The organism is Nocardiopsis lucentensis DSM 44048, from assembly GCF_000341125.1.
In the GTDB taxonomy this organism is placed as follows: Bacteria; Actinomycetota; Actinomycetes; order Streptosporangiales; family Streptosporangiaceae; genus Nocardiopsis; species Nocardiopsis lucentensis.
On record NZ_ANBC01000600.1, the window covers coordinates 1 to 24,598 of the forward strand.

Annotated in this window: 19 protein-coding genes and 1 pseudogene; 10 read left to right on the top strand and 10 right to left on the bottom strand. The window is 70.8% G+C overall.

The genetic code is table 11. The features are described 5' to 3' along the window. The 3 genes and pseudogenes from D471_RS35455 to D471_RS0121350 form a co-directional block, all read right to left on the bottom strand. A pseudogene (locus D471_RS35455) lies at positions 1–353 on the bottom strand (aldehyde dehydrogenase); the annotation flags it as partial. Continuing rightward, positions 353–1,447, bottom strand: coding sequence for an acyl-CoA synthetase family protein (locus D471_RS0121345; protein WP_017600505.1), 1,095 nt, complete (start codon positions 1,445–1,447; stop codon positions 353–355). The gene D471_RS0121345 and the pseudogene D471_RS35455, both read right to left, overlap by 1 nt. 121 nt (positions 1,448–1,568) lie before the next feature. Next, positions 1,569–2,714 carry a helix-turn-helix domain-containing protein gene (locus D471_RS0121350; protein WP_017600506.1) on the bottom strand — a complete coding sequence of 382 codons (1,146 nt, stop codon included), beginning with the start codon at positions 2,712–2,714 and terminating at the stop codon, positions 1,569–1,571. 512 nt (positions 2,715–3,226) lie between these two features. On the opposite strand from D471_RS0121350, the gene D471_RS35460 reads away from it, so the two are divergent. The 5 genes from D471_RS35460 (at position 3,227) to D471_RS0121375 (ending at position 8,385) form a co-directional block, all read left to right on the top strand. Then, a complete protein-coding gene (locus tag D471_RS35460; RefSeq protein ID WP_083924278.1) occupies positions 3,227–3,997 on the top strand; it encodes an AfsR/SARP family transcriptional regulator in 771 nt (256 codons plus the stop codon). Between the two features lie 106 nt (positions 3,998–4,103). After that, a complete protein-coding gene (locus D471_RS0121360) occupies positions 4,104–5,516 on the top strand; it encodes an FAD-binding oxidoreductase (RefSeq protein ID WP_017600509.1) in 1,413 nt (470 codons plus the stop codon). Beyond that, positions 5,513–6,898: an MFS transporter gene (locus D471_RS0121365; protein ID WP_017600510.1), complete on the top strand. Its 1,386-nt coding sequence runs from the start codon at positions 5,513–5,515 to the stop codon at positions 6,896–6,898. The genes D471_RS0121360 and D471_RS0121365 overlap by 4 nt, the downstream gene beginning before the upstream one ends. A 221-nt stretch (positions 6,899–7,119) precedes the next feature. Further along, positions 7,120–7,446, top strand: coding sequence for a tyrosinase family oxidase copper chaperone (locus D471_RS35465; RefSeq protein WP_017600511.1), 327 nt, complete (start codon positions 7,120–7,122; stop codon positions 7,444–7,446). 21 nt (positions 7,447–7,467) lie between these two features. Continuing rightward, positions 7,468–8,385, top strand: a complete 918-nt coding sequence (locus D471_RS0121375; protein WP_017600512.1) for a tyrosinase family protein — start codon at positions 7,468–7,470, stop codon at positions 8,383–8,385. Positions 8,386–8,494: 109 nt separating this feature from the next. On the opposite strand, the gene D471_RS0121380 is transcribed toward D471_RS0121375, so the two are convergent. From D471_RS0121380 to D471_RS0121390, 3 genes are read right to left on the bottom strand one after another with little or no spacing between them, the layout of a single operon-like run. After that, the gene (locus D471_RS0121380) at positions 8,495–9,646 is read right to left on the bottom strand and encodes a 3-dehydroquinate synthase II family protein (RefSeq protein ID WP_394296861.1); all 1,152 of its coding nucleotides are present in this window, start codon (positions 9,644–9,646) and stop codon (positions 8,495–8,497) included. A gap of 30 nt (positions 9,647–9,676) precedes the next feature. Further along, complete coding sequence (locus D471_RS0121385) at positions 9,677–10,498, bottom strand: 2-amino-3,7-dideoxy-D-threo-hept-6-ulosonate synthase (protein ID WP_017600514.1); 822 nt, start codon at positions 10,496–10,498, stop codon at positions 9,677–9,679. Between the two features lie 28 nt (positions 10,499–10,526). Then, on the bottom strand, positions 10,527–11,843 hold the full coding sequence (locus D471_RS0121390; protein WP_338045355.1) for an aspartate kinase: 1,317 nt from the start codon (positions 11,841–11,843) through the stop codon (positions 10,527–10,529). 280 nt (positions 11,844–12,123) lie between these two features. Here D471_RS0121390 and D471_RS0121395 point away from each other — a divergent pair, with 280 nt between their 5' ends. The 4 genes from D471_RS0121395 (at position 12,124) to D471_RS0121410 (ending at position 15,744) form a co-directional block, all read left to right on the top strand. After that, positions 12,124–12,696, top strand: a complete 573-nt coding sequence (locus tag D471_RS0121395; protein ID WP_026127945.1) for a TetR/AcrR family transcriptional regulator — start codon at positions 12,124–12,126, stop codon at positions 12,694–12,696. Positions 12,697–12,767: 71 nt separating this feature from the next. Further along, positions 12,768–14,570 carry an alpha/beta fold hydrolase gene (locus D471_RS0121400; RefSeq protein WP_017600517.1) on the top strand — a complete coding sequence of 601 codons (1,803 nt, stop codon included), beginning with the start codon at positions 12,768–12,770 and terminating at the stop codon, positions 14,568–14,570. 91 nt (positions 14,571–14,661) lie between these two features. Beyond that, positions 14,662–15,426 carry a hypothetical protein gene (locus D471_RS0121405; RefSeq protein ID WP_017600518.1) on the top strand — a complete coding sequence of 255 codons (765 nt, stop codon included), beginning with the start codon at positions 14,662–14,664 and terminating at the stop codon, positions 15,424–15,426. Positions 15,427–15,441: 15 nt separating this feature from the next. Further along, the gene (locus tag D471_RS0121410; RefSeq protein ID WP_017600519.1) at positions 15,442–15,744 is read left to right on the top strand and encodes a hypothetical protein; all 303 of its coding nucleotides are present in this window, start codon (positions 15,442–15,444) and stop codon (positions 15,742–15,744) included. Positions 15,745–15,759: 15 nt separating this feature from the next. Here D471_RS0121410 and D471_RS0121415 read toward each other — a convergent pair whose 3' ends face one another. Then, positions 15,760–16,503 (bottom strand): spermidine synthase family protein, encoded by a 744-nt coding sequence (locus D471_RS0121415; RefSeq protein ID WP_017600520.1) that lies wholly within the window; start codon positions 16,501–16,503, stop codon positions 15,760–15,762. 170 nt (positions 16,504–16,673) lie between these two features. Here D471_RS0121415 and pulA point away from each other — a divergent pair, with 170 nt between their 5' ends. Continuing rightward, positions 16,674–19,460: a pullulanase-type alpha-1,6-glucosidase gene (gene pulA, locus D471_RS0121420; RefSeq protein ID WP_026127946.1), complete on the top strand. Its 2,787-nt coding sequence runs from the start codon at positions 16,674–16,676 to the stop codon at positions 19,458–19,460. An 84-nt stretch (positions 19,461–19,544) separates the two neighbouring features. Here the strand turns inward: pulA and D471_RS0121425 are convergent, their stop codons facing one another. From D471_RS0121425 to D471_RS0121435, 3 genes are read right to left on the bottom strand one after another with little or no spacing between them, the layout of a single operon-like run. Beyond that, entirely contained in the window at positions 19,545–20,909 is a 1,365-nt protein-coding gene (locus tag D471_RS0121425) for a DUF4407 domain-containing protein (RefSeq protein WP_017600522.1), read from the bottom strand. Continuing rightward, complete coding sequence (locus D471_RS0121430; protein ID WP_017600523.1) at positions 20,899–22,170, bottom strand: hypothetical protein; 1,272 nt, start codon at positions 22,168–22,170, stop codon at positions 20,899–20,901. Before D471_RS0121430 ends, D471_RS0121425 begins: the two co-directional genes overlap by 11 nt. Positions 22,171–22,177: 7 nt before the next feature. Further along, a complete protein-coding gene (locus D471_RS0121435) occupies positions 22,178–24,544 on the bottom strand; it encodes a hypothetical protein (protein WP_017600524.1) in 2,367 nt (788 codons plus the stop codon). Positions 24,545–24,598: the final 54 nt, after the last annotated feature.

Consider the following 24,598-nt stretch of genomic DNA (forward strand, 5'->3'; position numbering starts at 1 on the left):
GCGCGGTAGGACTCGGCCGCGGCGTGGGCGATGGTTCGGGTGGTCTCGCGGACCGCTCGTACGGGGATGCCCGCGACACGGGCGACGGCGTGCTCGTACTCCTGGACGGAGACGCCGCCGACCTCGTCCGCCGCGAAGGCCCGGCCCGCCCTGCTGAGCGCCTCCGCGCGCTCGTCCGGAGTGAGGGGGGCGGCGGAGCGCAGAGCGGCGAGCGCGCGGTGGACGAACAGACCGGGTACCAGGCTGAGCTCGGCCATGGGTGTCCCGGCGACGTCGGTCACGGTTCGGAGGGCACGGGCGCGGTACGGACCGGAGGGGCCGAGCGCGTCGAGCCGGATCAGGGGGCGGGCCATCAGTACACGCCCTCGATCGCCGTTCTCCCCTCGAAGGTCTCCAGGGGTCTGACGTCGGCGACGGAGTCCCCGACCCGCCCTTCCCCGGCACGGACCCGGACGGCCGTGTCGCGCTCCAGGTTGTTCACGAGCAGGGCGCTCTTGCTGACGTGGTGCATGACGACCTGGCCGCGCTCCCCGTACTCCACCGGGCGGCCGCCACCCGGTTCGACCACGGAGAAGGAGCAGTAGGGAGAGTAGGGGTCGAACACGCTGGTGCCGTCGGGCCCGGGCTCCGGACGTTCGTCGACGCCACCGAGGATCATCGTGCTTCCGTAGCCGCCGCTGAAGGCCACCTCGGGGAAGACCTCAGTGGTCAACAGGTGGTGGACGTCGGGGTCCATGCGCGCACCGCTCCAACGGATCAGTCGGACCTTGTCGTTGACCAGAGCGGTGAGGCGTTCGTCGCGTGCGATGCGCTCCAGCATGGGTGGTGTGGTGACCAGGACGCCGATGTTCTGGGTGGACAGGACGTGTTCGGCTTGGGAGAGCAGGTGACGGGAGTAGCGGTCGGCCTCCTCCCGTCGGCCCTCGGCGATGCTGCCCTTGACCCAGCGCGGGTCCATGTCGATCGTGAACAGCAATCCGCCGCGCGCTCTGGCCTGGCGGGCGATGATCTCGCCGAAGAGGTGCGGACCGGTGGGCGCCATGGACAACCAGTCGACGCCCTCCGGGTGCCCGCGTTCGGTCATGGCGCGCAGGGACCGGTGCACGGACCGTTCCGCCCAGTCGCCGAGGAGCACCACGCGTTTGGGGGACCCGGTGGTACCGCCGCTCTCGTACACCCCCACCACGTCGGGATCGGGTCCGTAGCCGCGGGGGATGAGGTCCCGGGCCGGAACGTCGCGGAGCTCGTGGACGACGTTCGGGAAGCGGCTCAGGTCCTCGTGGGTGCGGATCTCGCGGACGGGGTCGAAGCCGAGCGTCTGCGCGCGCCGGAGCCAGAAGGGGGAGCCCGTCCGCGGGCTGAAGTGCCAGCGCATCGCGGCCTCGATCAGCGCTTCGGGCTCTGGTTCCTCACCCACCGGGCAGTCGAGTACCGGGTCGTGGGACATGCGTGTTCCCCTCGTGGACGGTTGCTCAGGGCACCTCCAGCGTGGGTGGCACGACTATCGGACGTGTTATCGACCGATATTGAGTGAGATGTGACTTTCGTGTTCGGGTCGTGCCGCCGTGTCACTCGTCGAAGACACGCACGGTGCCCTCCTGCCCGAGCGGGGCGTAGTGCTCGGTGAAGAGTTTCCCGACGAGTTCGCCCCGGCTGGTGACCCCCGTCTTCTCGAAGATGGCCTTGACGTGGTCCCGCACGGTGTGCGGCGAGAGGTGGAGGATCTCGGCGATCTCCCCGGTCGGCAGTCCTCGCGCGATGTGCTGGGTGATGCCCAGCTCCCGCCGGGAGAGTTCGTAGGCCTCCAGGAGCAGCGGCGTGACCTGGGAGGGTTTGGCGTGTTCGATGACCACGGCGACGCCTCCCAGACCGCCCTCGGTGTCGCGCATACACGAGGCGTGGCAGACGAGCCACCGCCCTGCCCTGTCACGCAGCCGGATCTGGGTGGTGCCGTTGGCCCTCTCCTTCGCGACCGCCCGGGCGTGGACCGCCGTGCTGTGCATCCACTCGGGTATCCGCACGCCCCAGGAGGTCCCGGTGGACGGTCCGTCCATCAGGTCCGCGAGGTGGTGGCGGGCGTCGTCGTTGAGCGAGACCAGGGATCCCGCATCGTCGAAGAGGAGCAGCCCCGGGCCGAACGACGCACCCTCCCGGACCTCGACCAGGGATTCCGCGTAGGTCCGGCGCAGCCGCGTGGCCATCGGGACGGAGAACCCCGCCGCCAGCAGGGTCTCGGCGGCCGAGAACGGCTTTTTGNGGCCACGTTCCCGCAGGAAACTGACGTGACCATGGGGTCTGCCCCCCACTCGCAGGACGACGCGGAGTTCGTCGTGGAACCCGTTCGGGCGCATGAAGTCGCGGTACACGGAGCTACGTTCGGGGCGGCCCCCAGTGCTCTCCCGCAGGGCCGCCGCGGGCACCGGTTCCCTCGCCAGGTCCTGGAACCGGTTGACCTCCTCAGTGAACAGCTCGTGCCGCCAGTAGGTGCCGCACCCGCCCTCGTCGAGGTTCTCGGTGCGGATCGGAGCGGTCACGAGCCCGGTCGCGGGGTCCGTCGCCCGCCACACCGCCGCGTCGAAGGGGATGAGCCTCCGCAGGCGGGGGGGGGGCCGGGNGGACCGGGCGAAGAGCGCCTGGGCGTCGGGGGCGTCGGAGATGAGGTCGAGCAGCGCCCGATGCTGGTGTTGGATCTCGGAGGGAGTGGGCTGGGTCATCGTCCTCGCTGCTCCTCCCGGGAGACGGACCGGCGCCCTCCCCCTCTCTTGTGTTCGACACGGCGGACGAAACGCCCCCGCGGTTCCCCCAGAGCGTGGCAGGAAACGCCCCCTGGATCAACCCACTTCCTTCCTTCCGAAGCTCCGTCCGCGCATCCCCCAAACGAGGGATTGACATCCCACGAGTTCAGCACAATACATCCAGAGTTTTGGCCGACTTCGGCCACCTGCGACCACACCGCAAGGTCGAGAATCTGATATTCTCCACAATGGAAACCATGAAAACTTAAAGCACAAAAAAGCATCCCCCACAAATGAACAACCCATCCAAAAATCATCCATCAGCGCCGAAAAAGCGTTTTAAAGCCCAAAGCAACGGGGAGCAGCGAGCGCTTTAACCAGGACAGACGATCGAACGGGCGGCGGACCTGCTCGACCCTCTCTACAGCTGGCCGGACAACTCAGATTCGCCGACCACCGGCCACGCAAAACTCATCCTGGAGTCCAAAGCAATGCAGAACAACATCCACTTTCGCATACTCGGCCCACTGTCAGTGAGAATTTTCAACAAAGAGGCGGCACCCCGGGGGAAGCGCCAGAAAATCCTTCTCACCATGCTCCTGCTGAATTCTGAGAACATAGTCGACATGGATCGCCTAATCGACGCCACCTGGGGGGACAGGCCACCGGCGACAGCCAAGAACCAGATTCGGATATGCGTGTCGGAGCTCCGACGCAAGTTCCAGTCACACGGTCTCCACGACATCATCGAAACCCATTCCTCCGGGTACCTGATCCGAATCCCCGAGGACTCCCTGGACCTGACGCGCTTCGGTGCCCTCGTCGTTCGGGGGCGACAGGCCATCCACACCGGGGACACCTCGGCGGCGGCCGAGGCCCTGTCCACGGCGCTGGGGCTCTGGCAGGGCCCGATCGCCTCCGGCGTCGACAGTCCGCTGGTGCGGTCCATCTCGACCCAGCACCACGAGAACCGGCTGTCCGTGCTGGAGGAGTACTTCGACCTGGAGCTGCGCCGGGGAGGCCACCACCGGATCATCGGCGAACTCACCCACTACGTGGCCGAGTATCCGTTCCGGGAGAGGCTGTGCGGCCAGCTCATGCTGGCGCTCTACCAGTCCAACCGCCAGGTGGACGCACTGGAGCTGTTCCACAGCACTCGCAGGCGCCTGGCCGACGACCTGGGGCTGGAGCCCAGCCACCATCTGCGCGAACTGGAGAACACCATCCTCACGGGAGCCGTCCCCGACCTCGCCGCCCGCTGAGGGACCGTTCCTCCCACCTGATTCCCCCCAAGTGAGGGATGTGGCCCTCCCCCGGGCCGGGACCAGACTACGGACGCGACCCCGTACACACGTCTGGAGGAATCCCGTGCCCCTACCCGACTACAGCCGGACCAGCACCGATCCACCGGCCCTGACCCTGCCGGAGCTCGAACAACGGCTCCGCGGTACCGTGCTCCGACGCGGGGAGAAGGGGTACGAAGAGGAGACCGCGGTCTACAACACCTCGGTCCCGTCCCGGCCCGCCATCGTCGTGACCGCCGCCGACGCCGAGGACGTCAGGGAGGCGGTGTCCTTCGCGGCCCGCCAGGACCGGCCGATCGCGGTCCAGGCGACCGGACACGGCGCGACGGTGGCCGCGGACGAGGCGCTGCTGATCAACACGCGCCGGATGAACCACGTGGAGGTCTTTCCCGACACCCGTACGGCCCGGGTCGGGGCGGGGGCGCTCTGGCGGGACGTCATCGTCGCGGCCGCGCCCCACGGACTCGCCCCCCTCAACGGTTCCTCCGAGACCGTGGGCGTCGTCGGCTACACCCTCGGCGGCGGGCTCGGCCTGTTCTCGCGCAAGTACGGGTACGCGGCCGACCACGTCCACGCCATGGACGTGGTCACCGCCGACGGGGAACTGGTCAGGGCCACCCCGCACGAGCGGAGCGACCTCTTCTGGGCGCTGCGCGGCGGCAAGGGCAACTTCGGTGTGGTCACGTCGATGGAGTTCTCACTCTTCCCGGCCCCCACCGTGTACGCGGGGGGGCTGATCTTCCCCGGTGAGGCGTCCGAGGACGTCCTGCGCCTGTGGCACGCGTGGACCGCCGACTGCCCCGAGGATCTGACGTCCTCGCTGGCCCTGCTGCGCCTGCCCGACGCCCCGCCGGTACCCGAGCCCCTGCGCGGGCGGCTCATGGTGCATCTACGGATCGTCCACCTCGGCTCGCCGGTCGAGGGGGAGCGGTTGATCGCCCCGTTCCGGGAAATGGATCGGCCGCCCGTCGTGGACACCGTCCGAGAGATGCCCTACGCCGAGATCGCGACGGTCTACAACGATCCCGCCGACCCCTCGCCCTACCGGCAGTGCAGCCTGTCCCTGGCCCGTCTCGACCACGACACGGTCGACTCCCTGTTGGAGATCGCGGGTCCGGACTCCGACTGCACCGACATGATCGTGGAGCTGCGCCACCTGGGCGGCGCGCTCACCCGCCCGCCCCGGGTGCCCAACGCCGTCGGGGCGCGCGAGGCCGAGTTCACCCTGACCACGCTGTCCTTCGCGCCTCCGGGATCACCACCGCCCGACCACACCGACACCGTGTTGGGCAGGATCCGACACCGCTCCAGCGGCAGCCGGGTCGTCAACTTCCTCAGCGGACCCGAGGCCGCCGACCTCACATCCGAGGCCTTCGACGTCGAGACCTTCACCCGCCTGTCCCGGATCAAGAACGACCACGATCCGCGCAACCTCTTCCGCGTCAACCACAACGTCCCTCCGGTTGGTGACCGATGACCACGGAACCCACGTCCCAGTCCAACCAGAACCAGGCTCCCGGCCCCCCGCCTCCCGCACCGGATCCGGGGATCAGCGCCCGTTCCACCGGTGTCCGGCTCGCCCTGCTCTTCGGCCCCGCGGTGTTCGGTGTGACCGCCGCGGGCGTCGCCCTTCCCGACGTGTCCGCCTCACTGGGCACCGCACCCTCGGCCACCGCCTGGGTGCTGACCGCGCACGCGCTCGCCCTCGGTGTGGGCACCGCCCTGTTCGGACGGTTGTCCGACACGCTCGGCATGCGCCGCGCCCTGGTCGTCGGAGCGGTCGGGCTGCTCGCCGGATCGGCCCTGTGCCTCCTGGCGCCGAGCCTGCCGGTGCTGGTCGCGGGCCGCCTCGTCCTCGCGGCGGGGGCGGGGGCGATGAGCGCCGTGGCCCTGGCCATCGCCGCGGGCTCGGCCCCCGACCGCCGCCCCGTGGTGCTGATGATCTTCGGCGCGACGATGGCGTTCTTCGCCGCGAGCGCGACGCTGGCCGGCGGGGTCGTCACCGCCGCGCTCTCGTGGCGGCTGACCCTGATCCTGCCGGCCCTGTCGCTGATCGCCTTCCCACTGTGCCTGCGCCTCGCTCACCGGCCCGGTTCGGGGAAGTCCGTGGACGCGTTGGGCGCGAGCCTGCTCACCGTGGGTGTGGCCGCCGTCCTGATCCTCATCCAGGCGCCGGTGCTCGCGCTCACCACGGCGGTGGGCACCGTCGTGGCCGCGCTGGCGGTGGTCTCGATCGGCCTCCTGGCCTACCGCGTCGCCAAGCACGCCGACGGGTTCGTGCCGCGCTCCCTCATCGCGAACAAGGACTTCCGACTGGCCGTCGCCATCGGCTCGGGTGTCTACGCGGGATTGTTCGCCACCATGTACGCCGTGCCCCAGCTCCTGGTGGCCGAACACGGCTGGAACGTGCTGTGGGTGGGCCTGTCCCTGCTTCCGGGCGCGGTCGTGGGCGCGGTCCTCTCGCGCCTGGCGGGCGGACTCGGAGCCCGTGCCGGCGCCGCCTTCCTGGTGGCGGGAACCGCCTTCGCGGCGACCCTGCTCCTGGGGGTCGGCGGTGTCCTGGGCGCGAACGCGATCGTGCTGGTGGCCGGAGCGTCCTTCGCGCTGGCGGCGTTCGCCGTCACACAGGTGGTCATGACGGGGTTCATGTCACCGAGGATCCCCCTGCCCCTGCGAGGCACGGGCATGGGCCTGCTCAACCTCACGTTCTTCGTGGGCGGCGCCGTCGGTTCGGCGGCGGCCGGTGCCCTGGCCCAGCCCTTGGGACCGTCGACCGGCCTGGCCGTGGTCACACTGGCCCCCCTGGCGGCCGGCCTCCTCGCCCTTCTGGTGCCCACCCGACCCCAGCCCGCCGGCTGAGTCCAGCCCCCTTCACCGGGCCCGGAACCGTTTCCGAACGGTTCCGGGCCCGACGTGCGTCCGGGGCGGCGTCGACGGATGCGGAAAACGGATACATCGGCAATATCAGGTCAATAAGGGAGCAGGTCAGCATGGAACAGGCGGGGAGTCCCGCCCTACGTACGACGTGCGCGCGGTCCGCCGTTCCGTGAGCTGGCGACCGCGCCGGAGAGGAACCGGCCATGAAGAGACGGGACCTGCTGCTGTACTCCGTGGGCGCGACCGCGCTCATCAGCGTGCCTCCGACGCTGGTGACGTTCGGCCCCCAGATCTTCGGCGACCAGGAGGACGCGCACACCGAGCGGTACAAGGATCGCGAGATCAGGGTCGCGGGCGAGACCGTCCACATCGACGGCCGCGAACTCCACCTGATGCGCATCGGCGAGGGCGCCTACCTCAGCTCGCTGTGCCACTACCGCCTGCAGAGAACCCCACTGGACGCGGCACGCGTCGCCGTGGACGAGCTGCGCGGGGCCGACCTCCTGCCCTCCTCGTCCCACCACGCCTGATCCGAACCAGAGAGGTCACCCATGACCTACGTCCGCAAGAACCACCTCGACATGTCCGCGGAGGAGAAGGAACGCTTCATCGAGGCGGTCCTGGAGATCAAACGACTCGGCATCTACGACCGGTTCGTCAAGCTCCACATCCGGATGAACTCCAGGGACTACCTCAACAAGGACGGTGGGCGCAGGTACGGGCACATCAACCCCGGCCTGATGCCCTGGCACCGTCAGTACCTGCTGGAGTTCGAGAAGGCGCTCCACCTCGTCGACCCCACCGTCAGCCTCCCCTACTGGGACTGGACCCAGGACCAGGGCACCGACTCACCCCTGTGGGCCGACGACTTCCTGGGGGGAACCGGCCGCCCCGGGGACTTCCAGGTGACCACCGGCCCCTTCGCCCACCGCAACGGGTGGGTCATCAACACCAGCGTCCTCCCCGACGGCCCCGAGGACCCGTGGTTGGAGGGCAACTACACGCACGACGACCGCCCCTACCTGGTTCGCGACCTGGGCGGTATGGGACGTTTGAGTACCCCCGAGGAGCTCCAGGAGACCCTGGCCCTCCCGGTGTACGACAGCCCGCCCTGGAACCACACCTCCGGGTACGAAGCCCCTTACGAGAGCTTCCGCAACCACGCGGAGGGATACGCCAAGTTCCCCTGGGAGACGGAGCTCGGCAAGCTCCACGGCTGCGCGCACGTGTGGGTCGGCGGGCACATGCTCTACATCGGCTCTCCCAACGACCCCGTGTTCTTCCTCCACCACGCGTTCGTCGACAAGATCTGGGCCATGTGGCAGGAGGAGCATCCCAACGTGCCGCACTACCTTCCCGTGGAGCGGACGCGGGGAGTGCCGTCGCTGCACACGTGGCTGCCCCCGTGGTTCACGAAGACCCCGGCCGACCTGATCGACCACACCAGGTTCTACACCTACGACACCTGACCGCGGGCGTGCCCGTCCCCGGAACCCGACCACGGCGGGCACCGATCAGCGGGGCACGGCGCGAGGGGCGCCGCCGGACCTCCGGCGGCGCCCCCCTTCGTGCCGTGGACTACTTCTCCAGGCAGAACTCGTCGATGGGGTACCCCACGTGCCGGTCCTCACTGGGCAGGTAGCCCAGGACCGTGTCACCAGGCTTCAGTTCCGTGCTGTTGAGCACCGCGCCGCCCGGACCCAGCACCCGCACGTGCCAGTCGTCCTGAAGGATCAGATTGACCGTTCGGCCGTTCGGCGCGACGGCGTTGACCGAGATCAGCGGACGCGACTCGATCTTCACCCGGCCCACCGTCACCATGCGGGTCTGGCCCTTGACGTCCACGGCCATGACCTTGCTTCCGGCCTTCAACTCGCTGAGGTAGTTGGTCCGCTCGTCCTTGGACAGCGTGTACGAGTGGATGGCCCCGGCGTTCACCCGGAACGGGCGGGTCGGCATGTAGGGCAGGGGGTGGGTCTCGCTCACGCAGAGGATCATGCCCTTCGAGTGGGAGCCGACGAGAATCCCCTCGTCCTCCCGGAAGTGCGTGCAGGTGTCCACGCAGGCGCGCTCACCCATACCGATGTGTTCGGTGTCGACGACCTGGAGCTCCGTCAGTTCCAGGTCCTCGGTGTCCGTCTGCGCCGCGGCCTTCAGTTCCGCGGCCTGGCCCACCGCGCTCGGCGCCATCATCACGCCGTCGGAGCCCAGTTCGAGCACCCCGTAGATGATCTCGGCCTCCTCGATGTCCGCGGCGATCGTGAAGATGCTGCCGGTGGACCGCGCGGCGGCGGCGATGACGATCTCCAGCGGGATCTTGGTCGGGTCCCGGAAGAGCAGCAGGCTCCACCGCTCGGTGCGCGCCGCCTGGCACGCCTCCTCCAGGGTCTCGGCGTCGACGATCTCGACGAAGCGGCCGAACTCGACCTCCGGGTGGCGCAGGGACAGCTCAGCGGTCGAACCGTGCCGCTCCGTGTCCACGATGACCACATCGGCGGCTTCCAGCCCCTCAGGCAGGTCGCCGTCCACCTTCAGCACCTTGGTCACGGTCGGTGGCAGATCCGCCAGGTCGGCGGGGTCGGCGCTGACCAGACCGTCGATCCTGTGGTGCAGCGCCTCCTGGATCATGGCCTGCTTGGCCTCACCGGAGTCGCGAATGTCCAGCCAGGTGAGCTTCACTTGAGAACTCCTCGTTCTTTGTTGGGGCGTGGCCGGCCCGGCCGGGTGCACCGGGCCGTTGGAGCTGGGGGTGGGGCGGGTTCAGTCGGCGGCCGTGTCGGCGTGCCGGGTGTCCTCCGGCGCGGGGCCGAAGCCCCGGTGCACGCGTTCGGCGACCGCGGCGGCCATCTCGCCGGGGTTCGGGGCCTGGAAGATGTTGCGGCCCATCGCGACCCCGGCGGCGCCGCCCGCCATGACGTCCTCCACGTAACGCAGGACACGTCCGTCGTCCCGCGACCGGGGACCGCCCACCACGATGACCGGGATCGGCGCGTTGGAGGTGAGTTCGAGCATGTCGGGCACCGAACCGACGTACTCGGTCTTGACCAGGTCCGCGCCCAGGTCCGCCGCGAGCGAGACCGCGTGCGCGACCATCTCGGTGTTCTGGGGGTCGGCGACCTTGGGGCCGCGCGGGTAGACCATCGCGAGCAACGGAACGTTCCAGCGGTCACAGGCGTCGGCCACGGCGGCCATGTCAGCGATCTGCCGGTGCTCCTCCAGGGAGCCGAGGTTGACGTGCACGCTGACCGCGTCCGCTCCCTGCCGCAGCGCCTCCTCGACGCTGGAGACGAGGTACTTGCCGTCGGGGTCGACCGCGTGCATGGTGCTGGCGCTCAGATGCACGACCAGGGAGGTCCGGGTGAACCACTCAGGGTCGATGTGCCGCAGGCTGCCCTTGTGGACCACCACGGCGTCGACGTTGTTGGTGGCGAGTTGTCCGACGAGGATGTTCAGCTTGTTCCCGCCGGTGATGGGCCCGTTGGTGACCGAGTGGTCCAACGGAACCACCAGCAGGCGCTGTTCGTCGTGTCGGAAGAGGCGCTGGGTCCGTAGTCTGCGGCCGAAGGAGCTGTTCGAGAACACGTGCTCATCCCCTTGTCGTCTGGTGGGTCTACTGGTCGTTCCGGGCGCCGTCGAGACCGAACTCCTGATGCAGCCTGCGGACGGCCAGGGTCGCGGAGGCGGAGGGAACCGTGACGCAGATCCTCGCCTGGGAGGTGGACAGGGCGGATGCCTCGATCCCCGCGGTGCGCAGGCAGGACAGCATCCGCGCGGTGTACTCCGGGCGGCTGAGCAGCCCGGTGCCGACCACGGACACCCGTGCGACCTCCTCGTCCACCACGACCCGCCCCCGGGAGGGCCCCGCCACGCGTTCGAGAGCGCGGCGAACCTCCGGGACGTCGGAGCGCCGGACGGTCATCCCGGAGGTGAGACCACCGCGGCCGTCCCTCGCCGAACCGACCATGTCGACCGTGATCCCCCGCCTCGCGAGACGGCGGTACAGGTCGGCCACGGTGGCCCCTCCGGCTCCGCCCGCGCTCAGCTCCACACGCGCCACGTCCAGGTCGTGCACGACCGCCCACGCGGCCGGGACCGTCTCGACCATGCCCCCGTCACCTCTCAACGGAATCCGTGTGCCTGGTGTCTGCTCGAAGGAACTCCTGACCCGGAGCTCCACGTCGTGCAGGGCGGCGATCTCGACGGCCCGCGTGTGCATCACACGCGCGCCGGCGAAGGCCATCTCCGCCATCACGTCGTTGGGGACGACCGGCATGAGCTGCGCGGAGGGACAGATCCGCGGGTCCGCCGTGTACACACCGGCGACGTCGGTGAGGATGTCGCAGTCGTGCGCCCCGAGTCCGGCCGCCAGCGCGGCGGCCGAGCTGTCCGAGCCCCCTCTGCCGAGGGTGATGACGTCCCCCTCCTCGTTGGTCCCCTGAAAACCGGCGACCACCGCCACCTTCCCGCCGTCCAGGACGCGGAGGATCCGCTCCGGGTCGACGGCGACGACGACTCCGGTTCCGTGGCGCCCCGTCGCGAGGATCCCGCTCTGGGAGCCCGTGACCGCCACCGCGGGGACGCCGAGTCCCTGGAGCGCGATCGCCATCAGGGCCGCCGAGGCGTTCTCCCCCGTGGCCAGGAGCTGGTCCAGTTCCCTGCCGGCGGCGGTCGAGCCGACGTCGGCGGCCCTGCTGAGCAGTGCGTCGGTGGTGTCTCCCTGTGCGGAGACGACCACGGCGAGCGGGCCGCCCGAACGATAGGCGGCGCCGGCCCGTCGTGCGGCGGCACGCACACGTTCGGTGGTGGCCAGGGAGCTGCCCCCGAATTTCCATACGGGTGTGGTGAGGCGACGTGGTGTCCCCCTCGAGCGACGCCGCGCGGGTGCGACGGGTTCAGGACCGAGTCCGGAGCGCGTCACGGACAGCACCGCCTTCGTTCTCCGCGTAAGCCATTCGTCGAACCTCTCTCATGGAGCGAGGATGTGTCCGGTAGCTGGGTTCCTCCAGCGACACCAGCCTGCGGCGAGCGCCTATCGAACCGCTTATCGGGAGATATCGAACACGTCTGCGATGCGTGCGCGGGCTGCCGGATCGGAGTGGGCCCCCGGGTCCGCGTGCTCACCGGCACCAGGGAAGGCCGCGTGACGGGACCGGCCCTCCGCCCCGTCCGATTGCCAAAAATATGCAGATCGGTCTAGTCTCATCCCCATGGGAACCAAGGGAGCGGCCACACGGGCACGGCTCGTGGACGGCGCGCGCGAACTACTGGAGGCGCACGGGTACTCCGGCACCGGACTCAACCAGGTGCTGAGCACCAGCGGCACCCCGCGCGGCTCCCTCTACTTCCATTTCCCCGGCGGCAAGGACGAACTCGTGACGGCGGCCTTGGCGGCGGCGGGCGCGGAGATCGAAACGCTCCTTCGCGAGTCGGCGAAGGAGGCCGCCGACACGGTCGGCCTCGTCCACGCGCTGATCGACCACTTCACCGCCAGGATGGAGGGATCGGCGTTCACGAAGGGCTGCCCCCTGGCCGCCACGGCCCTGGACGTCGCGGCCACCAACGACGCCGTGCACGCGGTCTGCCGTGACGTCTACTCGTCCTGGCAGCGCGCCCTGGCGGACCACCTGACCGCGGACGGGCTCGACCGCGCGAGGGCGGACGCGGACTCCTGGTCCGTCCTGGCCGTCATCGAGGGGGCGCTCCTGCTGGCCCGCGCGACCCGCAGCCGCACCCCACTGGACGCCGCACGGAGCACGGTCACCCGGATCCTCGGCGCGTAGACGGAAGAACCCCGTACCTCGGGGCTTTCGTGTTTCAAAAATATGTAGATAGGTCTACTTAAGGAGTAGTCATGACAGCGATCCGGACACCCGACACCCTCGTCCTCGGCGCGACCGGCCTCATCGGCCGCCACCTGACGGCCGAACTCCTCCGGAGCGGGCGGTCCGTCGCCGCCGCGACCAGGGGCGGCCCCCGCGAGGAGGCTCTCCTGTCGTGGCTCCGCGACCGCGGGCTCCCCACCGGACGGCTGACCACCGTCCGGGTCGACGCCACACGCCCCGGACTCGCCCTCGGCGCGGACGACGCGCGAACCCTGGAGTCCGTCCGCGACGTCCACAACTGCGCCGCCGTGTACCGCTTCGGCATGGGCCGACAGGAGGCCAGGACCGCCAACGTCGACAGCGCCCTGCACGTCCTCGACTGGGCCGCGGGCCTGCCCGGACTGCGACGCGTCGTCCACGTCACCGGCTACCGCGCGGGCGCTCCGACCACGGCGGACACGGACCGGCTCTACCGCGAGCACGGCGCCTACGAGGCGTCCAAGATCGAGGCCGACACCGCCGTCCGGGACCTGGCGGAGCGCGAGGGCCTACCGCTGACCGTCGTCAACCCGGCGACCGTGATCGGCGACTCGGTGACGGGCGAGTCCGGCCAGTACATCGGCCTCGCCGAGACGATCCGCGACCTGTGGTTCGGCCGTCTCCCGCTCGCTCCGGGCGGTCCCGCGACCTTCGTCCCCGTGGTGACCGCCGACCACCTCGCCCGTTTCCTCGCCGCGGTCCCCGAGCACGACACCGGCGGTGTCCGTGCCCACTGGGTCCTCGACGAGTCCACGCCCAACCTGCGCGAACTCCTGCACGGCCTCGCCCGCCACCTGGGGGTGCGCCCGCCGCGCGGATCCGTGCCCGTCGGACTGCTGCGCCGCCTTCCCCGCGCGGTGACCCGGACCGAACCCGAGACGCTCACGTTCCTCAGCGACGACCGCTACGACACCGCGTCCGCCAACGCGCTCGCCGCGGCCGCCGGTCTGGCCCATCCGCCGGTGTGGACGTCCCTCACCCGCTGGGCGGACCGCCTGGTCTCGGAGGGCTTCGGGGCGCTGCCCGACGGGGTTCCCGGGGGCCTGCGTCCGGTCGCCGGAACCCGCACGTACCTGACCGGGGACCAGGTGTCCCCGTCCTACGTCCTGCTGCACGGCCTGCCACTGGACGGCGAGTCCTGGCGTCCGGTGGCGAACCTCCTCGACTCCCCCGTCCTCGTCCCCGACCTGCCGGGGCTGGGACGCTCCGGCCCCTCCCCCGTTCCGGACGCCGTGTGGTTCGAGGAACTGCTCGGCTCGGTGGTGTCCAGACCGGTCCTCGTCGGCCACTCGGCCGGATGCGCGCCCCTGGTGCGGTACGCCCACGCGCGCCCCGAGCGGGTCGGCGGCCTCGTCCTGGTCGCCCCCGCCTTCCTCCAGGGCCGGTCCCTGCGACCCGAGCACACGCGCCCGCTGGTCCGCGCGGCCCTGCCGCGGCTGTCGGCTGAGCGGCTGCGCCGGATGGCCGGAGTCGACGAGGGCCGGGACGACCTGGACCGGGCCGTGGCCAGCGCGGTCCTCGACCTGCGGCGCCCAGGGGTGGCCGCCCGCGTCGCGCGCACGCTGTCCGAGGGGCGGCGCGCGTCCTCCCGGACGGAACTGCGCGCGCTGCTCGCCTCCTGCCCCGTCCCCGTGACGGTGGTCGCGGGCGAGCACGACCCCGTCGAGGCGGTGGACCCCCGACACCGGGTGATCCGGGTTCCGGGCGCCGGGCACCACCCCCAGCTGGTCGACCCGCGAACGGTCGCCGAGGCCGTCGCCGGGGCCGGAGCCGGCCGCACGGCGGTGGGCTGAGGGGCCTTCGCGAGTTGTACGATCGTTGCGGCACTACCCCCGCCCCGGTGGCTCGCGGCGGGGTCCACGGCGACCACGGAAACGGACGGGCATGGACGCTGAGGCAACCCAGGTGATGACCAGGACCGGTCAGTTCACGACCACGACCGTCAGCTGGGAAACCCCCGTACGCAGCAGGCTCGCCGCCGCGATCGACCGCCTCTCCCGCCCCCTGGCCGAGCTGGTCGAGCGCGACGCCAACGAGGGCGACACCCGCATGCTCGTCGCCGACATCCTCAGCGTCGGCATGAACTACAGCAAGTACCAGGACCTGACCACCGAGTACCGCACGGGCGGCGAGTCGGTCGACTACGCGATCCTCCTCGAGGAGAAGCTCTTCGCGCCCGTCGAGGTGAAGGGCTGCGCGCAGGACCTGGACGTCCGCAACATCCAGACGGCCCGCAAGGTGGCCGCGGAGCACGGGGCCGAGTGGATCGTGCTGACCAACGGACGGCTGTGGAAGGCCTACCACCTGCGCCCCGACGAGGACGGCGAGTCGACCCGCCCCGTCCTCATCGTCGACGTCGATCTCATGGACGCCGACTCCCACGACCGCAACATCGACGCCCTGTTCCACCTCACCCATGAGGCGGTCGAGCACGGGCGCCTGGAGACGCTGCGCGAGTGGAACGAGGCACTGGAGGCCGCACCGCTCGCGGCGGTCCTGCGCTCGGAGTCCGTGGTCGCGGCGGTCCGCGAGGAGGTCCGCCGCGCGACCGGGCACCCCGGGCACCACGGTGACGCCGACCAGGTCCTGAACGCTCTGACCGAGGACGTCATCGCGCGGGGGCTGCTGCCCGAGCGCGACGAGGAGTAGCGAGGACGGCCCCGCGTGGACGACGCCCTCGGCGCGGGCGACGACGTCACCCTCCGCCTCACCCGCGACCAGGCGCTGGTGCTCTCCGACTGGCTGGACCGGATGGAGGGCGCCGACGCGTTCGCGCGGGTGGTGGACGACCCCGCGGTGTGGAGCGCCCTGCACCGGATCTCCGGCACCCTCGGCAAGGGCCTGTCCGAGGTCTTCGCGCCCGACTACACCGAGCGCCTGCGGGCCGCGCGCGAACGCCTGGTCGAGGAGCTGGGTGAGGAGTTCGTCCGGGAGGCGGGCGGAAAGCCCGACGCCCCCGGCACATGACCCGGCCCTGGGCGGTCAGACCGGACGGCCCGGACGCGTGCCCAGGTAGACCGTGTTGGCCGACGGCTGGTCGCGGTAGGGATTGGAAAAGTCGACCACCTCGGCGCGCACCCGGTCCAGGACCGCGCCGAGGACCTCCAGGTAGGCCTCGTCGGGCGGGTCGTCGGACCACAGCGCGAACACCCCGCCGGGGCGCAGGTGCTCGGCGAGCCGGCGGGGCCCCTCGACCGTGTAGAACGCCGCGTGCGCGGGGGCGAGGACGTGGCGCGGCGAGTGGTCGATGTCGAGGACGACCGCGTCGAACACGCGGTCGGGCTCGTCGGACAGCAGGCCCCCGGGCGAGGCGACCGCGGCGAAGAAGTCGCCGTGCTCCAGACGGCAGCGGGGGTCGGCGGACAGGTTCCCCGCCGCCGGGACCAGGCCCCGCTCGTGCCAGTCGACCACCGCTTCCAGCGCCTCGACGACGGTCAGCGAGCGCACCCCGGGGTCGTCCAGCACGGTCGCGGCGGTGTAGCCCAGGCCGAGCCCGCCGACGACCACGTCGAACCCGCCGTCCGCGCCCCCGGAGCGCAGTTCGGCGAGGGCGAGCCGCGCCATCTCCTCCTCCGCCGCGGTGAACAGGCTCGACATGAGGAACTCGTCGTCGAGCCGGATCTCGTGGACGTCGGTTTCGGCCACGGGGTCCCAGCGGCGGCGCAGGCTGATCTCACCCATGGGGGTGGGGCACCAGCCCAGTTCCTCGATCTTCGGTCTCGCCACGGGCACTCCTGGCCTGGAAGGAAACGGGTCCGCTGGCGACACTACGGCACGGTGGCCTCCCCACGGAGGTTCGCAAAATTACGGAAATTTTCTGGAAACTCTTGCAGGCCGGGCTCGACCCTCATTACCGTTCCGGTGACCGCCCCCCGGCGAGAGGACCGGCCTCCCCCATGAGACCTCCGTGGATCCGAACCGACGCCCCTGACCGCCCAGACCGCCCACGACCAGCGCGGACGATCACCTCCGGACTGATCGCACTGCTGGTGGCACTCCCGCTGACCTCCACCGCCACCAGCGCGACCGCGATGACGGAGCCCGCCGGAACGGACCTCAGCTCCCAGCGCGCGCACTGGATCGAGACGGACACCCTGCTGTGGCCCGCCGCGCTCGACCCCGACCGCACCTACTCCCTGGTGTCCTCCCGGGGCGCGAACCTCGACGTCTCCGACGGCGCGCTCGACGGCTCCGACATCACCGTGGAACTGAGCGCGGACCCCGACGGCCCGACCGAGGCCCAGCGCGCGTCCTGGCCCCACCTGGCCGACCTCTCCGTCCTCACCCCGGACCGCGTCATCACCCCCCGGATACGCAAGGCCCTGACCGGCCAGCTCGCCGTCGTCGAGCAGGACGGCGCCGGCCGCGTCACCGCCGCGACCGGCGTCCAGATCCCCGGGGTCCTCGACGACCTCTACGCGGACGCCGCCGACGCCGACCTCGGCGCCGTCTGGGACGACCGCGGCCGCCCGACCGTCTCCGTGTGGGCGCCCACCGCGCAGTCGGTCAGCCTGGAACTGTACGACGACTCCGCCACCGACGAGTTCCGTTCCGTCCCGATGCGGTTGGACCGGCGTACGGGGGTGTGGTCCGTCACCGGCCGGGAGGACTGGAACGGCCGCTACTACACGTTCGACGTGCGCGTCTTCGCCCCCACCACCGGACGGGTGGAGGACAACCGCGTGACCGACCCCTACAGCGTCTCGCTGGCCACCGACTCAGCCCGGACCCACCTGGTCGACCTCGACGATCCCGCGCTCGCCCCGGAGGGGTGGGACGACCGGGCCAAGCCCGAGGCCGTGCCGGTGAACGAGGCGGTCGTCTACGAGCTCCACGTCCGCGACCACTCCGTCAACGATCCGACCGTGTCCGAGGAACTGCGCGGAACCTTCGGGGCCTTCGCCGAGCGGGACTCCGAGGGGATGCGCGACCTCGCCGAGCTCGCCGAGGACGGCCTCGACTACGTGCACCTGCTGCCCGCCTACGACATCGGTTCGGTCCCCGAGGACCCGGCCGACCGGACCGAACCCGACTGCGACCCGGCCTCGTTCGCGCCTGACTCCCCCGAACAGCAGGCGTGCGTCGGCGACACGCGCGGCGGGGACTCGTTCAACTGGGGCTACGACCCCGTCCACTACACGGCGCCCGAGGGCTCGTACTCGACCGACCCCGACGGCTCCGCCCGTGTCACCGAGTTCCGTTCCATGGTGGGCGGGCTCAACGAAGCGGGGCTGCGCGTGGTGATGGACGTCGTGTACAACCACACCTACGCGGCCGGTCAGGACGAGCGGTCGGTGCTCGACCGGATCGTGCCCGGCTACTACCACCGGCTCCTGGAGGACGGCTCGGTGGCCACCTCCACCTGCTGTCCCAACACGGCCCCGGAACACCTGATGATGGGGCGGCTGGTCGTGGACTCGGTGACCACGTGGGCCCGCGAGTACCGCGTGGACGGCTTCCGGTTCGACCTCATGGGCCACCACCCCAAGCGGAACATGCTGGACGTGCGCGAGGCGCTGGACGCGCTCACCCCGGAGGAGGACGGGGTCGACGGCTCCGAGATCATCCTGTACGGGGAGGGCTGGAACTTCGGCGAGGTCGCCGACGACGCCCGGTTCGAGCAGGCCACGCAGCTCAACATGGCCGGGACCGGCATCGGCACCTTCAACGACCGGCTCCGCGACGGTGTGCGCGGCGGAGGCCCCTTCGACGCGGACCCGCGCGTGCAGGGCTTCGGCAGCGGTCTGTACACCGACCCGAACCCCTCCCCCGCCAACGGCACGGAGGACCAGCAGCGCGCCCGGCTGCTCGGCTACCACGACCTGATCAGGGTCGGACTGACCGGCAACCTGCGCGACTACCGGTTCACGTCCTCCTCGGGCGCGGAGGTGACCGGCGGGGAGGTCGACTACAACGGAGCCCCGGCCGGCTACACGCTCGCCCCGGGCGAGGCGGTGACCTACGTCGACGCGCACGACAACGAGACCCTGTACGACGCGCTCGCCTACAAGCTGCCCCAGGACACCCCGATGGAGGACCGGGTACGCATGCAGTCGCTGTCCCTGGCCACGGCGCTGCTCGGGCAGGGTACGGCCTTCGTGCACGCGGGTTCGGAGCGGTTGCGGTCGAAGTCGCTGGACCGCAACTCCTACGACTCCGGCGACTGGTTCAACCGGTTCGACCGGGACTGCGAGGAGGGCAACAACTTCGGCGTGGGCCTGCCCCCGGCGTGGGACAACGAGGACAAGTGGCCCTACGCCGAACCGCTCCTCGCCGACCCGGCTCTGGTCGCGGACTGCGCGGCGACGGAGGCGAGCCGCGAGAGGTTCGGCGAGCTGCTGCGGATCCGCGCCTCGACACCCGCCTTCTCCCTGGGGACCGCCGAGGAGATCCAGGCGCGGCTGACCTTCCCGACCAGCGGAGCGGACGAGACCCCCGGCGTCATCACGATGCGCGTGGACACCTCGGGGCTCGGCGGCGAGTGGGAGTCGGTGACGGTCGTGTTCAACGCGGGCGTCGAGACCGCCGAAGAGGGCGTGGCCGCCCTGGTCGGCGCGGACATCGGTCTGCACCCGGTGCAGGCGGACTCCACGGACCCGGTGGTGCGCGAGGCGGCCTTCGACCCGGCGACGGGCACGTTGACGGTGCCGCCCCGCACCGTCGCCGTGTTCGTCGAGGGCTGACGAGCGGTCCCGGTACGGCGAAGCCGCCCGCACCCCTTGGCCGGGGCCGCGGGCGGCTTCACGCACGCGCCGTTCGGGTACGGCTCAGCCCCGGTCCCCGGACACCGTGCCGCGACGGTACAGCTTGGCCTGTTCGGCGATCTGGCCGTCGATGTCGGCGCGCCGCCGGACCTCCTCGGCACGCATCCGGCGTTCGATCACACTGCGATGCTCAGCCTGCACGGCCTCCAGCTCACCGATTTCCCGGTCGGTCGCCACTTCGGTTCGCTTACGCGCGATCCGGACGGTCTGACTGTGGCTGTCGGCCCGGAGAGCGCGCTGCGCCGTGTACAGCTCGTCGTAGGTGCTGGTGGGACTCAGCACCTTCGTGAGGATCGGGAGCAGGTCCACCGCGACCAACAGCAACCGGAGCAGGATCACCCCGGCGAGCACGTACACGCTGTTCCTGGACAGTTCGTGCAGGGCCGCCATCTCGTCGATGACACCGTGCTCGCCCTCCTCGGCGGCACGTTCCTCGACCTTCGCGTCGATCAGCTCGGCACGCGCGACGGCGAACTCGGTCGTGGCGTCACCAGCGTCGTTGGTGAGCTCCTCCACGGTGTCGTTCAACTCCAGCAGGTTCGCCTGGTGCGAGGCGAGTCGACTGCTCTCCTCGAAGCCGTCGGCCTCCTGCCGCAGCCGCTGGCAGTTGGGTCCCTCGCCCACGCGTCCGGTCAGCCCGGCACCGGACTCGCCGCCACACTCCATGCGGGCCAGTTCCTGCCGCTCAGCCAGCTCCTCCTGAAGCTCCTCCACCTGCTCACGGACGCGGTCGCGTTCGGCGACCGCGTCAGCGAGCGCGGACCGATCGGCGGAGAGCGTGCTGTCGCCGACTGTCAGCAGGTACTCCTGCGTGCAGTCCGGGTCCGTGCTCTGGTCACCGGACATCGGATTGCACCTCTCCAGCGCCGACCGGTAGGCGTCCTCCTCCCGTTGCCGGGTGACCTCGACCTCCTGCTCGACGGACGGCCGGAAAACGTAGAGCAGCAACGGCTCGGCGACGACGAGACTGATGACGACGGTGAGGATGACGCGCCCCAGGAAGACACCGGGACGCCTGCTCTCCTTGACCCCCTGCGTGGTGGACAGCAGCCAGCAGTCGAAGACCAGGATGAGCCCGGCCCAGAACAGCGCGGCCGGGACCAACAGAAGCCCGGGAGTCGTGGTGAAACGGTCGAGTGCGACGAACACCGCGAGCCCGGCGAGTGTGGCCGTACCGACGACCACCAACCCTTGGAGGGTGTAGCGGGAGCGCTCCTCGGGGACCAGGTCGAGCAGGTCCTCGTCCACCCCGGTCAGACGGCGCAGCAGCCAACCGGGGCCGCGCGGGGGCGTCGGATCCGGTTCCGGCCCCGTCCCGGAGTCGGAAGCGACCGCGGGAGGCGCGGAGGGGAGGGTGTCATGCGCCATGGTCGTCCTCACTCAGTCCCCCGGCGAAGGCGTCGCGGCGCGAGCCCTGCGCCGGTTCCGTCCGGTCGGAGGCGGCACGGTTTCCGGGCTCCTCCGACGTCTCGGGCGCCTCTGCCAGGGTCTCCCCGGCCGGGAGCTCCTCGACCTCGGAACCTGCGATGCCGCTCCGGTCCGTCGAGCCACCGACCGGGTCCGAACGGAACGGAAGGAGCTCGGGGTCCACGAAGTCGACGATGTCGCTGGCGTACATCGTGCCTTCGACGTGGTGCTGTTCCATCGCCGTGCGGGCGAGATCCGACCTGATCTGCATCTTGCGCAGCCGGTCCTCGCGGTCCCAGGTCTCGCGGCGCTCCGCGGTGGCGCGCTCCCATTCCTCCCGCTGCTGCCGCTCCTGCCGCTCGACCTCCTCCCGACGGAGCTGCTCCTCGTGCTCCTCGGCCTTCCTCTGGTCCTCGCGCGCCAGCACCCGCTCGCGTTCGTGGGTGATCCGCTGGATGACCTCGGTCGTGTCGATCCGCTCCTCGGCGAGCGCCAGCATGATCGCGTTGATGGTGTCGTTCTGCACGGCCTCGCTGAGCCCGGCCATGATCCGCTGGGTGTGCTCGGTGACCATCGCCTTCATTCGGTGGTCGTGCGCGGTGCGGGCCACCTCGACCTCCTGGGTGTGGTGGAGGCTGCCCCACTCCTTGCGCACGTCACGCAGGCTGGCGGGCGTGGGCACCTCGGTGCCCACGTACCTGATCCGCATACCCCGCACCTCGGGCGGGGCGAGGTCGATGAACGCCTTGACGTGGCTCCACACCAGCTCACGCACCTCGTTGATGTCGCGGAGCCTGAGGTGCTGGGCGACCTGCGGCAGCTTGTCGTACCGCCTGAGGTAGTCGGTCAGGAAACGGTGGGCGTCGCCGCGCCCCTCCTTGACCACCGCCACCGGGTCCGTGACCGTGCAGGAGAAGGAGGTGCGCACCTCGAACTCGTCGTCCTCCAGGGAGGGAATCGTGAGTGTGACCTCCACGGTGGTGTCGTGGCCGACGTCGACCAGGCTGACGTGGTCGGCCTCCACCACACGGCCGTCGTCGAGCGCCATGGCGCCGGTGTCCACGTGGAACGAGCCTCCGCTGCGGTAGACGAGGACCTGGTGCGCGGCGGCGTCGGGGATCTCGGACGCGTCGCGCCGCCTGTTGAGCATCCCGAAGAGGCCGCGCCTGCTCGGGGCACGGAGAGCACGCTGCTCCACGACCGGGTACTGGGGGGAACTCATGTTCGTGTTACTTCCTGTGTGAGGCGGGCATCGGCTGGTCGCCGGTGCCGGAGGCGGTGTTCTTGGCGCGCCCGAACACCTGGCTGAGAAGGTTCAGAACAGCACTGGTGAAGGTGTCCGGATCACCACCGCGTTTGGCGAGGCCGGTGAACGTGGCGCGGAAGGCCTCGTGTTCGGTCGACGGCAGCACCTGGGAGAGGGACGTGAGCAGGGATTCCCCGACCCACTGTGCGTCGGGGCCGCTGCGCTGGAGCGCGCACAGGGTCCGCCACAGGGATTCGATCGCCGGGCGACGCACGGGCTGGTGGCGGATGACCGCGGCCCACAGGCTCGCCACCTGGGGGATCTGGTCACGGCTGCGCACCAGGTGGCGGGCGACCGCGGGGACGGTGTCCGGGAGGCGCTCTTCGTCGTCGGAGACCTCGGCCCGCGCGGCTCCGTCCGACCCTCCCGTCCGGTCCTCGTCCCCGTCGCGGTCGCCCCGGTCGTCCCCGTCCCCTCGCTCCCGCTGTTCCTCCTCGACCGCCGACCCCCGGTCCAGCGGTTCGCTGGTGGGGATCACGAGGGTCGCGAAGGCCGCGACAAGGAGGAGTTCGTACTTGGGACGGTCACGACCGAACCGGTGGGTACTCGACAGCTCCAGGCTGAGGCCACGGATCAGGTCACGGGCATTGCCGTCGCGGTCGACGAGACTGCCGAAGAGGTTGCCGAACGCCAGGGCGGCCTGCTCCCGCCGGACCCCCTCGGTGTCCACGAGCTGGGCCCAGAGCCGGTTGACGCCCTCGGTCGGGTAGCGCACACCCAGCTCGCCGCCCCAGGCGCGAATACCGGTCTCGATCTGGGCGGGGCGCCCCGAGGCGAGCCAGCGGTCGACCGTGCGCAGCGCGACGGGGGCGAGGTCGTCGTCCATGCACATGAACCACAGGACGTACAAGCAGGTGTCCCGGGTGGGACCGGTCCGGCGCGACCAGGGGTCCAGATACACGTCATGAACCTCGTCGAAGGCGGTGGCGGCGAAGGCCGCCAGGCCGGAGGCGAGGGCGACCTGGAAGCGGCCGTGGCCGACGGCGGCGACCACCCAACCGCGGACGGCGTTCCAGAAGTCGACGTCGTAGTGTTCCCACAGCTGACGCAGGGCCTCACTCCGGACACCCTCCTCGACGAAGGTGGGGTGGCGGCGCGCCAGCCAGCCGTCATCGCGGAGTTCGACGCGGACGAGGGAGTGGCGACCGTCCCCGCGTCGGCCACGGCGTGCGGGCAGGGAGTCCCGCTCCTTCCTCCTTTCCCTCTCCTCGTCCTCCTCTCCATCCTGGGCGGCCCATCCCGGCCCCGGGCAGCTCGGCCGCTCGGGCGGCGGCGGGAACGCCTCGGTCAGACGCTCGTGCAGGCGCGCGGCCAGGCGTTCGAAGTCCCGTTCCGTGACGCCGTGGAGCAGACTGAGCGCGGTGACGTCGGCGACGTCGCGGCGCTCGGGACGCTGCTCGAACCAGCCCTGGACGCGCCCGCGCGAGGAGGAGCGCAGGACGTGCTCAACGGCCGCTTCGGGGTCCTGGCCACCCGCCATCCTGTCGGCGACCGCCACGAGGTCGGCGACGGGACAGTCACCGGTGAGCCTGGCGACGGCCTGGTCGAGCTTCTCCCGGGGGTGGTCGGCGCCGAGCCGTTCTCCCAGCACGTCGACGGGCGTGGGCCGTGCCCAGTCCAGGGCGGGTGCGGCCGTGCCGACCGGGGTGCGCCGATCGGTGGTGAGGACCAGCCAGGACTTGGCGCCCTCCACACGGGAACGGAGGACCGACCACATGTATTCGTGTTCGGCCTCGGGGTCGGCACGGCGAACGCCGAACCAGTCCGGGACGATGTAGCCGTAACCGGGCTTGAAGTCGTGTCCGGACAGGTCCGCCAGGGTCCGGCTCGGAGGGAGCTCGACGATCGGCCCCGCGGCCTTCTCTCTCACGAGGGCGATCGCGCCGGTGCGCTTGCCCGTGCCGCGGCCGCTGGTGAGAACGAGGACGCGAGAGCCGGCGAGAATCCGGGCGGCCTCGTCGAACGGCTCCGGTCGGACGAAGCCGTCTACGGCGGCACGGATGACCTCGTCCGTGAGTGGACCGGTGACCGGGGGGCGGGCGTGACCGCCGCCTGACCCCCCGGAGGCACCGAACGTGCTGTCGGGGGCGTGCACGGTCCCGTAGAAGAGGTTGGTGACAGCGCTGGGCAGCGGCGCCTGTGGCACGGGAGCGGGGCCGGGCCGACGGCCGTCACCACCGTGCGTGTCCGCCCCGTGTCCCGACGAGGCGTCCCCGTCCGCGGGCGAGGTGTCGGGGGCCTCGCCCTGTTCCCGGTCCTCGTTCCAGTCGTCGTTCGGTGGCTCTGACACGCTGCCTCCTACTGAGTTTTTCGTTAGTTCTTCGGGTATGAGGGGATTGGTCGT

Excerpts from the sequence above, each read along its gene's own strand:
- pulA (WP_026127946.1), top strand. The coding sequence starts at position 16,674 with ATGAGACCTCCGTGGATCCGAACCGACGCCCCTGACCGCCCAGACCGC.
- D471_RS0121430 (WP_017600523.1), bottom strand. The coding sequence starts at position 22,170 with ATGAGTTCCCCCCAGTACCCGGTCGTGGAGCAGCGTGCTCTCCGTGCC.
- D471_RS0121405 (WP_017600518.1), top strand. The coding sequence starts at position 14,662 with ATGGACGCTGAGGCAACCCAGGTGATGACCAGGACCGGTCAGTTCACG.
- D471_RS0121400 (WP_017600517.1), top strand. The coding sequence starts at position 12,768 with ATGACAGCGATCCGGACACCCGACACCCTCGTCCTCGGCGCGACCGGC.
- D471_RS35465 (WP_017600511.1), top strand. The coding sequence starts at position 7,120 with ATGAAGAGACGGGACCTGCTGCTGTACTCCGTGGGCGCGACCGCGCTC.
- D471_RS0121345 (WP_017600505.1), bottom strand. The coding sequence starts at position 1,447 with ATGTCCCACGACCCGGTACTCGACTGCCCGGTGGGTGAGGAACCAGAG.
- D471_RS0121365 (WP_017600510.1), top strand. The coding sequence starts at position 5,513 with ATGACCACGGAACCCACGTCCCAGTCCAACCAGAACCAGGCTCCCGGC.
- D471_RS0121395 (WP_026127945.1), top strand. The coding sequence starts at position 12,124 with ATGGGAACCAAGGGAGCGGCCACACGGGCACGGCTCGTGGACGGCGCG.
- D471_RS35460 (WP_083924278.1), top strand. The coding sequence starts at position 3,227 with ATGCAGAACAACATCCACTTTCGCATACTCGGCCCACTGTCAGTGAGA.
- D471_RS0121425 (WP_017600522.1), bottom strand. The coding sequence starts at position 20,909 with ATGGCGCATGACACCCTCCCCTCCGCGCCTCCCGCGGTCGCTTCCGAC.
- D471_RS0121375 (WP_017600512.1), top strand. The coding sequence starts at position 7,468 with ATGACCTACGTCCGCAAGAACCACCTCGACATGTCCGCGGAGGAGAAG.